The following is an 8,983-nucleotide window of genomic DNA, read 5'->3' as shown; positions in this document are numbered from 1 at the left end:
GCATCCGACCGGCCGCGCCCCGCACCCGCGACCCGGCTCAGGCCGCCGAGGTGCGCACCAACGTGCGGATCTGGCGCAGCAGCACCGACAGCGCGGCGAGGTCCGCCCGCGAGTCGTCGAACTCCCCCATCGCCCGCCGGGCCCGGTGGATCGACGTCGCGTTGGACTGCTCCCACTGCTCCACCCGCTCCAGCGGCGGCAGCGAGTCCGGCGTCGAGCCGAGCACCTCCGCGGTGAGCGCGGCCAGCGCGGCGTACAGGTCGTAGCGCAGCGCCATCCGGGCCAGGGTCTGCCAGCGGTCCGCCCGGGGCAGCAGGGAGATCTTCGACAGCAGCGAGTCGACCCGGAACCGGTCGGAGAGCACGAAGTAGACCGAGGCCACCTCGCCGACGTCCCGGCCGCTGGTCGCCGCCGTCTCCACCACGTCCAGCAGGCCGAAGCTGTACATCAGCCGGGTCGCCTGCTCGGCCAGCCCGCGCGGCAGCCCCCGCGAGGTCATCGCGTCGATGTGGGCCGCGATGCCCTCCCGCTCGCTGCCGTAGAAGAGGTTCTCCAGGCCGGGCAGCAGCCGGGCCACCCCGTCGCGCAGCCGGGCGATCTCCGCCGGCACGTCCAGCGGGGAACGCCGGTTGGTCACCAGCCAGCGCACCGCCCGGTCGAGCAGCCGCCGGGTGTCCAGGTAGACGGCGGTCTGCAGCTCCGGGTCGACCTTGTTGTCCAGCGCCTCGACCGCGTCCCACAGCTCGCGCAGCCCGAACACCTCGCGGACCACCACGTACGCGCGGATCACGTCCGCCGCCGACGCCGCCGTCTCCTCGACCACCCGGAAGACGAACGTGATGCCGCCCCGGTTGATCGCCTCGTTCACCAGCACGGTGGTGACGATGTCGCGGCGCAGCCGGTGCTGGCCCATCCGGTCGGCGAACCGCTCGCGCATCGGCGTCGGGAAGTAGTTGACCAGGACGTCGGTCGTCCACTCCTCGTCCGCGAGCCCTTCAGCCAGGATCTCCCGCTCCAGCACGATCTTCGTGTACGCGAGCAGCACCGCGAACTCCGGCGCGGTCAGCCCGGTCTCGGTGCGGGCCGCCAGCTCCTCGTCCGGCGGCAGCGCCTCCAGCGCCCGGTTCAGCGCGCCCGAACGCTCCAGCTCGTTGATCATCCGCCGGTGCACCGGCAGCAGCGAGGCGGCCTGCGCCTGCGAGTTGTTGATCGCGCGGGCCTGGTCGTAGTTGTCGCGCAGCACCAGCTCGGCGACCTCGTCGGTCATCCCGGCCAGCAGCTCGTCGCGCTCCGGCACGGTCAGTTCCCCGTCGGCGACCGCCGTGTTGAGCAGGATCTTGATGTTCACCTCGTGGTCGGAGCAGTCCACCCCGGCCGCGTTGTCGATGAAGTCGGTGTAGATCCGCCCGCCCGCGAGGGCGTACTCGATCCGGCCGAGCTGGGTGCAGCCCAGGTTGCCGCCCTCGCCGACCACCCGGCAGCGCAGGCTCCGCCCGTCGACCCGGATCGCGTCGTTGGACTTGTCGCCCACCTCCGCGTTGGTCTCCGAGGACGCCTTGACGTACGTGCCGATGCCGCCGTTCCAGAACAGGTCCACCGGGGCCGTCAGGATCGCCTTCATCAGCTCCTGCGGCGAGAGCTGGGTGACGTCGTCGTCCAGCCCGAGCACCGCGCGGACCTGCGGCGACACCGGCACCGACTTCGCGGTACGCGGGTGGATCCCGCCACCGGCGGAGATCAGCTTCTCGTCGTAGTCCTCCCACGACGACCGGGGCAGGTCGAACAGCCGCTTCCGCTCGGCGTACGAGGCGGCGGCGTCCGGGTCCGGGTCGAGGAAGATGTGCCGGTGGTCGAACGCGGCCACCAGCCGGATATGCTCGCTGAGCAGCATCCCGTTGCCGAACACGTCGCCGGACATGTCGCCGACGCCGACCACCGTGAAGTCCTGGGCCTGGGTGTCGTGCCCCAGCTCCCGGAAGTGCCGCTTCACCGACTCCCAGGCGCCCCGGGCGGTGATGCCCATCTTCTTGTGGTCGTACCCGGCGGAGCCGCCCGAGGCGAACGCGTCGCCCAGCCAGAACTGGTGCCCCGCCGAGATCTCGTTGGCGATGTCGGAGAACGTGGCGGTGCCCTTGTCCGCCGCCACCACCAGGTACGGGTCGTCCGCGTCGTGCCGGACCACGTCCTCGGGCGGCACGATCTCACCGGCGACGATGTTGTCGGTGACGTCGAGCATCGCGCCGACGAACTCCTGGTAGCAGGCGACCGCCTCGTCCCGGTCACCCGGCTTCTGCTTGAGCACGAAGCCGCCCTTCGCGCCCACCGGCACGATCACGGCGTTCTTCACCATCTGCGCCTTGACCAGGCCGAGCACCTCCGTGCGGAAGTCCTCCCGTCGGTCGGACCAGCGCAGCCCGCCCCGGGCCACCGGCCCGTAGCGCAGGTGCACGCCCTCGAACCGGGGCGAGTAGACGAAGATCTCGAACCGCGGGCGCGGGGCCGGCAGGTCCGGGATGGCCTGCGGGTCCAGCTTGAACGCCACGTACGGCTTCGGCCGGCCGCCGACCGGCTTGGCGTAGAAGCTGGTGCGCAGGGTGGCCTGGATCAGGGTGAGGTAGGAGCGCAGGATGCGGTCCTGGTCGAGGCTGGCCACGTCGTCCAGCGCCGCCTTGACCGCCGCCACCAGCTCGCCGCCGCGCTCGCGGCGCTGCTCGACGCTCGCCTCGCCCGGGGCGAACCGCACCTCGAACAGCTCCACCAGCAGCGCGGCGATCCTCGGGTACGCGATGAACGTCTGCTCCATGTAGTCCTGCGAGAAGACCGTCCCGGTCTGCCGCAGGTACTTCGCGTACGCCCGCAGCACCACCACCTGCCGCCAGGTGAGCCCGCCGCGCAGCACCAGCTCGTTGAAGCCGTCCACCTCGGCCTCGCCCCGCCACGCCGCCGCGAAGGCGTTCTCCACGTGCGGGCGCACCTCGGCCAGCTCCTGGTGCCCCTCGGGCAGCCGCAGCCCGAAGTCGTACAGCCAGATCCGCCCGTCGACGCGCTCCACCTCGTACGGGTGTTCGTCGACCACCTTCACGCCGAGCGAGTGCAGCACCGGCAGCACCGCCGACAGCATCATCGGCTCGCCGTAGCGGTAGACCTTGAACCGCACGTCCATCGTCTCGTCGACGTCGGCGTCCCGGCCGACGCCCGCGCGCGGGGCGAGCTGCTTGCGGAACAGGTGCATCTCCAGCTGGCCGGGCTCCTCCAGCAGCTCCAGCTTCGCCAGGTCCTTCATCGCCTCGTACGGCGTGTGCCCGTCCTTGTAGCCCTCCGGGAACGCGTCGGCGTACCGGCTGAACAGGTGCTTGGCCTGCTCGTCGCCGAGCTTGCGCTCCAGCACCAGGCGGTAGTCGTCGTCCCACAGCCGGGTCGCGTCGGCCAGCTCCTCGGCGAGCAGGTCCGCGTCGATGTCCCCCGGCGGGCGGGTCGGGTCCGTCCGCACGATGAAGTGCACCCGGGCCAGCATCGACTCGGTGACCCGGGTGGTGTAGTCCACCCCGACGCCGTTCAGCTCGCGCAGCAGGATGTCCTGCATGCGCAGCCGGTTCTGCGTGGTGAACCGGTCCCGGGGCAGGTAGATCAGGCAGGAGATGAACCGCCCGTACGCGTCGCGGCGCAGGAACACCCGCAGCTGCCGGCGGCCCGCCATGCGCAGCACGCCGATCACCGCGTGGTAGAGGTCCTCGGTCTTGATCTGGAACAGCTCGTCGCGCGGGTACGTCTCCAGGATCTGGAGCAGGTCCTTGCCGGAGTGGCTGCGCTGGCTCAGGCCGGAGCGGTCCAGCACCTCGGCCACCTTCCGGCGCACCACCGGCAGCTCCCGTACGCTCGTGCGGTACGCCGCCGTGGAGAACAGGCCGAGGAACCGCCGCTCGCCGACCACCTGACCGGCGTCGTCGAAGACCTTGAAGCCGATGTAGTCGAGGTACGCCGACCGGTGCACGGTGGCCCGCGAGTTCGCCTTCGTGATGATCAGCAGGCGCTTCTCCAGCACCTTCTCGTGCGCCTCGGGCGTCATCGACGACAGTGCCCGCGCCTCCGGGGAGTCCGACCGCAGGATGCCCAGGCCCGTGCCGAGCACCGCCTCCAGCGCCGGCCCCTCGCCGCCGGGGGCGTCGACCAGCCGGTACTCCCGGTAGCCGAGGAAGGTGAAGTGGTCGTGGGCGAGCCAGCGCAGCAGCTCCACCGAGTCCGTGATGTCCTTCTCCGGCACCGGCGGGCGGCTGTCCGAGGTGCGCGCGGTGGCCAGCTCGTCGGCCAGGGCCAGGGCGCGCTGGCGCATCCTCGGCCAGTCCTCCACGGCCTCCCGCACGTCGGTGAGCACCCGCTGCAACTCGCGGCGCAGCTTCTCCCGCTCGGCGGCGTCGCGGACCGGGTCGATCTCGATCCGCATCCAGCTCTCGACGAGGTCCCCGTCGATCGAGTCGTCGGGCTCCACGTCGGCGGCGACCTCGACGAGGCGGCCCAGCGGCTCGCGGCGCACCACCACCAGCGGGTGGACCAGCAGGTGCACGTCGAGGTGGTGGGCGTTGAGCAGGGCGGTCACCGAGTCGACCAGGAACGGCATGTCGTCGGTGACGATCTCGATCACCGTGTGGTGCTGGTCGGTGTCCGGCTCGTGGATGCGCAGCTTCAGCTCGCCCGGCACCCGCTGCTGGGCGAGGTCCCGATGGGCGCGGGCCGCGTCGAGCATCTCCTCCGCGGTGAACCCGATCAGTTCCTCGTCGGGGGCGAACCGCCAGAAGCGGCCGACCAGTGTCGCCGCGTCGTGGTCGTCCCCGGCCAGCGCGACGGCCTGGGCGACCAGGCGTTCGGCGTTCGGGACCGGCTCGTCGAGCTCGGCGTCCTCGACGTCGTCGGCCAGCGCCTCCGCGGGCAGCCCGAGGTCGTAGAGGGTGTCGATGCTCGCACCGGTCATCCCGGTCACGCCTGTGTCGAGTCGGCCGAAGCCGTCCCCGTCGGTTGCCGAATCGAAACTGTCGTCCCGGCCGGTGTCGTCCTGCCGGAGGTCGGGTCCCGGTTTGATCGCCGGACGCCGGTCCATCGGTGCCACTCCCCTCGACCCACCGCGTTGTGGGTCACTCTGCCGCCCAGCCTAGGCCCTCCCGATTGGTGCTTTGGTCGGACCTACGGCCGGACGTACGGTTCGGGACTCCGTCCTTTCACCCGTTGCAGATCCCTGGTCGGCCGGCTGGGGTGTACCCCGGCGCGCGACCTTCCTCACCTCCCCGGGGCACGTCTTCCCGCACGTGACGGGCTCGGCGGGGCGGTGCGCGGGCGACGGTCGTACTACCGTGACGGTCAGTCGGAGATCCGGAGGGACCGCCCGTATGCACCAGACGCACCCGATCCGTCGCGGCAGCGCCCGCACCCGCGCCCGGCGGTCACTCGCGGCGCTGGCGGCCACCGTCCTGGCCGCCGGCACGCTGGTCGGCTGCTCGTCCGACGACGGCCCCGCACCGACCGTCGACGCCTTCCTGTCGGGTTGGGGCAAGGGCGACCTGCAGGCCGTCGGCTTCGTGACCCCGGCCGGGCTCAAGGTCCCCGCCGCCGACGTGACCCGTCAGCTCCGCGAGCTCTCCGGCGAGCTGGCCGACACCCCGCCGGTCCTGCGCCGCACCGGCGACCCGAAGGTCGACGCGAACGTCGCGACCGCCGGGATCCGGGTGGCCTGGGCCCTGCCGGGCGGCACCCGCTGGGAGTACGACCGGCAGGTGCGGCTGACCACCGGCGACGACGGGCAGTGGCGGGTGATCTGGGAGCCCCAGGTGGTGCACGAGCAGCTCACCGACGGCGACCGGATGGCGCTGCGCCGCGACGCCGCGCCCCGGGCGGGGGTGCTCGACGGCGCGGGCAAGCCGATCGTCACGCCCCGGCCGGTGGTCCGCGTCGGGCTGCAACCGAGCGAGGTCGCCGACGCCAAGGCCGTGGCGCGACAGCTCGACGCGGCGTTCCGGGCGGTCCGGCCGGCCATCACCCCGCCGGTCGACCTGACCGACCTGCCCAAGCGCCTCGCCGACGCCGACCCGGGCGCGTTCGTCGAGGTGGTGACGCTGCGCGAAGAGGCGTACCGGCAGATCCGGTCCCGCATCTACGACCTGCCCGGCACGAAGTTCCGGGCCGAGAAGCTCGACCTGGCCCCGACCCGGGAGTTCGCCCGGGCGGTGCTCGGCTCGGTCGACCAGGCCCAGGCCGACGACCTGGCCGCCCACCCCGACCGCTACCGGCAGGGCGACCTCGTCGGCCACGGCGGCCTCCAGGGCCGGCACGACGAGCGGCTGCGCGGCACGCCCGGGCTCACCGTGATCAGCGAGCGGGCCGGGACGGACGGCACCGTCGCGCCGACCGGCACGGAGCTGTTCCGGCAGGAGCCGAAGCCCGGCCAGGCGGTGCGGACCACCCTCGACGTGGCCACCCAGAACGCCGCCGACGCGGCCCTGCGCGGCGAGAAGCGGCGCGCCGCGCTGGTGGCCGTGCGGGTCGGCGACGGCGCGGTGCTGGCCGCCGCGAACGGCCCGGGGGCCGCCGGCGAGAACCTCGCGTTCACCGCCCAGGTGCCGCCCGGCTCGACGTTCAAGATGGTCAGTGCCCTCGGCCTGCTCGACCGGGGCGCGGTCACCCTGGACGGCCCGGTCGCCTGCCCGAAGACGTTCACGGTGGACGGTCGCTCGTTCAAGAACTCCGACAACTTCGCCCTCGGCACGGTGCCGTTCCGCACCGACTTCGCGAAGTCCTGCAACACGGCGTTCGCCGCGCTCGCCCCGAAGCTCGGCCCCGACGGCCTCGCCGAGACCGGCCGGGCCCTGGGCCTGGAGGCCGAGTGGGACCTCGGCCTGGACGCGTTCACCGGCAAGGTCTCCGCCGACGGCTCACCGGCCGAGCAGGCCGCCGCCGCGTTCGGGCAGGGCACCACCGTGGTCAGCCCGCTGGCCATGGCCGCCGCCACCGCCGCCGTCGCCCGGGGCCGCTGGGAGCAGCCGAAGCTGGTCGTCGACCCGGCCCCGGCCAAGGCCGCGCCCGCCGGGCCGCAGCTCAAGCCGGAGTCGGTGGAGCCGCTGCGCACGATGATGCGCGAGGTGGTCACCGCCGGCACCGCCAGCGCCCTGAAGGACGTCCCCGGCGGGCCCGTGCACGGCAAGACCGGCACCGCCGAGTACGACGACGACCCGGCGCACACCCACGCCTGGTTCGTCGGCTGGCAGGGCGACGTGGCGTTCGCGGTGTTCGTGGAGCGGGGCGGGTCGAGCGGGTCGAGCGCGGTCCCGATCGCCGAGCGCTTCCTGCGCGCCCTGGCCGCCTCCTGACGGGCCGCCTCCTGACGGGCCGGCCCGCCGGGCCTGTCGGCCGGGGCCGGCGGCCGGGCCTAGGCTGAGCCGCCATGTCGGCGACATAGCGGTATCAGGGGCGGCGGGATGCCCCCATGTCGCCGACATGGCGGCGCGCCGTGGCCGGCGAACCGGCCCGGCGGCGAGGAGGCGGGGAGGCTGGGCCCTCGGTCAGGCGATACCGGCCGCCGGCCGGGGCGGGGCATCGTCTTCGGGGGACGGCGGGGTGTCGCCCGGGGTCGCCCCGGTGACCCGGCGCAGCAGGCCCGGCCCGACCGAGGCGGGCGGCCCGACGGGCTCCAGCAGCGGGGCGGCACCCGTCGGGCCGGCTGGGTAGCCCGCGACGAGATCGACATCGTCCACCAGCCCGGCCGACCCCTCCGGCCCGCCCCCAACCTCGTCCGGCCCGGCCGGCGAGCCGGTCCGTGCGCCGACGGCCAGCGGACCAGCGGCCGGTGCGCCGACGGCCGGCGAGTCGATCGGTGCACCGGCGGCCAGCGGACCAGCGGCCGAACCGCTCGGGCCGGCGGGACCGGCGAGACCGGCGGGCAGGAGCCGCTCCGGGGCCGGGACCGGGCGCGACTCGGGAGGCAGGCGGGGCTCCGGGGCGGCCGGCACCAGGCGGGGCTCCGGGGCGGCCGGGAGCAGGCGCGGCGGCACGGCGCTCGGTGCGGTCACCGGGGCCAGCCCGGCCACCACCGTGTTGACGATCTCGGCGGCGTACGCGCCGTCGACGTCGTAGTCGGGGTCGAAGACGGTCAGCTCCACGCCGAGGCAGTGCGGGGTGTCGACCAGGCCGGCGAGCAGGATCTCCAGCTCGGCGAAGGCGATCCCGCCCGGGTCCGGGGCGTCGACCGCCGGCATCACCGCCGGGTCGAGCACGTCCACGTCGACGTGCACCCAGTAGCCGGCGCAGTCGGCCAGCTCCTCGTGGGCCCACTGGGCGGTGCGGGCCGCACCCTCGGCGCGCAGCGCCGGCACCGGCCGGGTGGTGATGCCGGCGGCCTGGAGGTCGAGGCGGTACTCGTCCTGGGCGCGGATGCCGAGGACCACCACGTCGATGTCGCGGAAGTAGGGCCGCCGCCCCTCGATCGCGGCCAGGTCGGCCTGCCCCCGCCCGGTGACCAGCGCCAGGTCCTCCCCGGCCGCCGCGCCGACGTACGAGGCGTTGCCGGGGTGCCGGAAGTCGGAGTGGCCGTCGACGAAGACGAGCCCGATCCGCCCGCCGACCGCCTCGCCGAGCCGGTGCATGGCCAGCGCCGAGCCGAGCAGGATCGAGCAGTCCCCGCCGAGGACGAGCGGGAACTCCCCCCGGTCGATGATCGCCCCGATCCGGTCGGCCAGCGCCGCCGAGTACGCGGCTATCTCCGGGGCGTGGCAGACGCCGTCGCCGGGGCGCCAGTCGCCCGGGTCGTACCGGGGCGGGGTGAGGCAGCCGGCGTCGCGCGCCCGCAGCCGGGCGAGCAGGCCCTGGTCGCGCAGCGCTCCCGGCGCCTTGCCGCAGCCGGGGACGGCGGTGGGGGTGGGCGGGCGCAGCCCGAGGTTGGACGGCGCGTCGAGGACGGCGATCCGGCGCATCGTGGGCTCCCGTCCTCGTGGGTCGGGCGGGC

2 protein-coding genes and 1 pseudogene are annotated in these 8,983 nt (G+C 74.0%); 1 reads left to right on the top strand and 2 read right to left on the bottom strand.

Features of this window, described 5'->3' with window-relative positions; all coding sequences use genetic code 11:
- Positions 1–37 precede the first annotated feature (37 nt).
- Complete coding sequence (locus tag LPA42_RS32305) at positions 38–5,092, bottom strand: NAD-glutamate dehydrogenase (RefSeq protein WP_077938568.1); 5,055 nt, start codon at positions 5,090–5,092, stop codon at positions 38–40.
- Positions 5,093–5,378: 286 nt separating this feature from the next.
- On the opposite strand from LPA42_RS32305, the gene LPA42_RS32300 reads away from it, so the two are divergent.
- Entirely contained in the window at positions 5,379–7,352 is a 1,974-nt protein-coding gene (locus tag LPA42_RS32300; RefSeq protein ID WP_077938567.1) for a penicillin-binding transpeptidase domain-containing protein, read from the top strand.
- A gap of 666 nt (positions 7,353–8,018) precedes the next feature.
- On the opposite strand, the pseudogene LPA42_RS32295 reads toward LPA42_RS32300, so the two are convergent.
- Positions 8,019–8,951: pseudogene (locus tag LPA42_RS32295) on the bottom strand (arginase family protein); the annotation flags it as partial.
- Positions 8,952–8,983: the final 32 nt, after the last annotated feature.

This window comes from Micromonospora sp. DH13 (genome assembly GCF_020873825.1).
In the GTDB taxonomy this organism is placed as follows: domain Bacteria; phylum Actinomycetota; class Actinomycetes; order Mycobacteriales; family Micromonosporaceae; genus Micromonospora; species Micromonospora haikouensis.
Note: the sequence above shows the minus strand (reverse complement) of the source record. Positions and strands in the feature narration are given on the sequence as shown.

Excerpts from the sequence above, each read along its gene's own strand:
- LPA42_RS32300 (WP_077938567.1), top strand. The coding sequence starts at position 5,379 with ATGCACCAGACGCACCCGATCCGTCGCGGCAGCGCCCGCACCCGCGCC.
- LPA42_RS32305 (WP_077938568.1), bottom strand. The coding sequence starts at position 5,092 with ATGGACCGGCGTCCGGCGATCAAACCGGGACCCGACCTCCGGCAGGAC.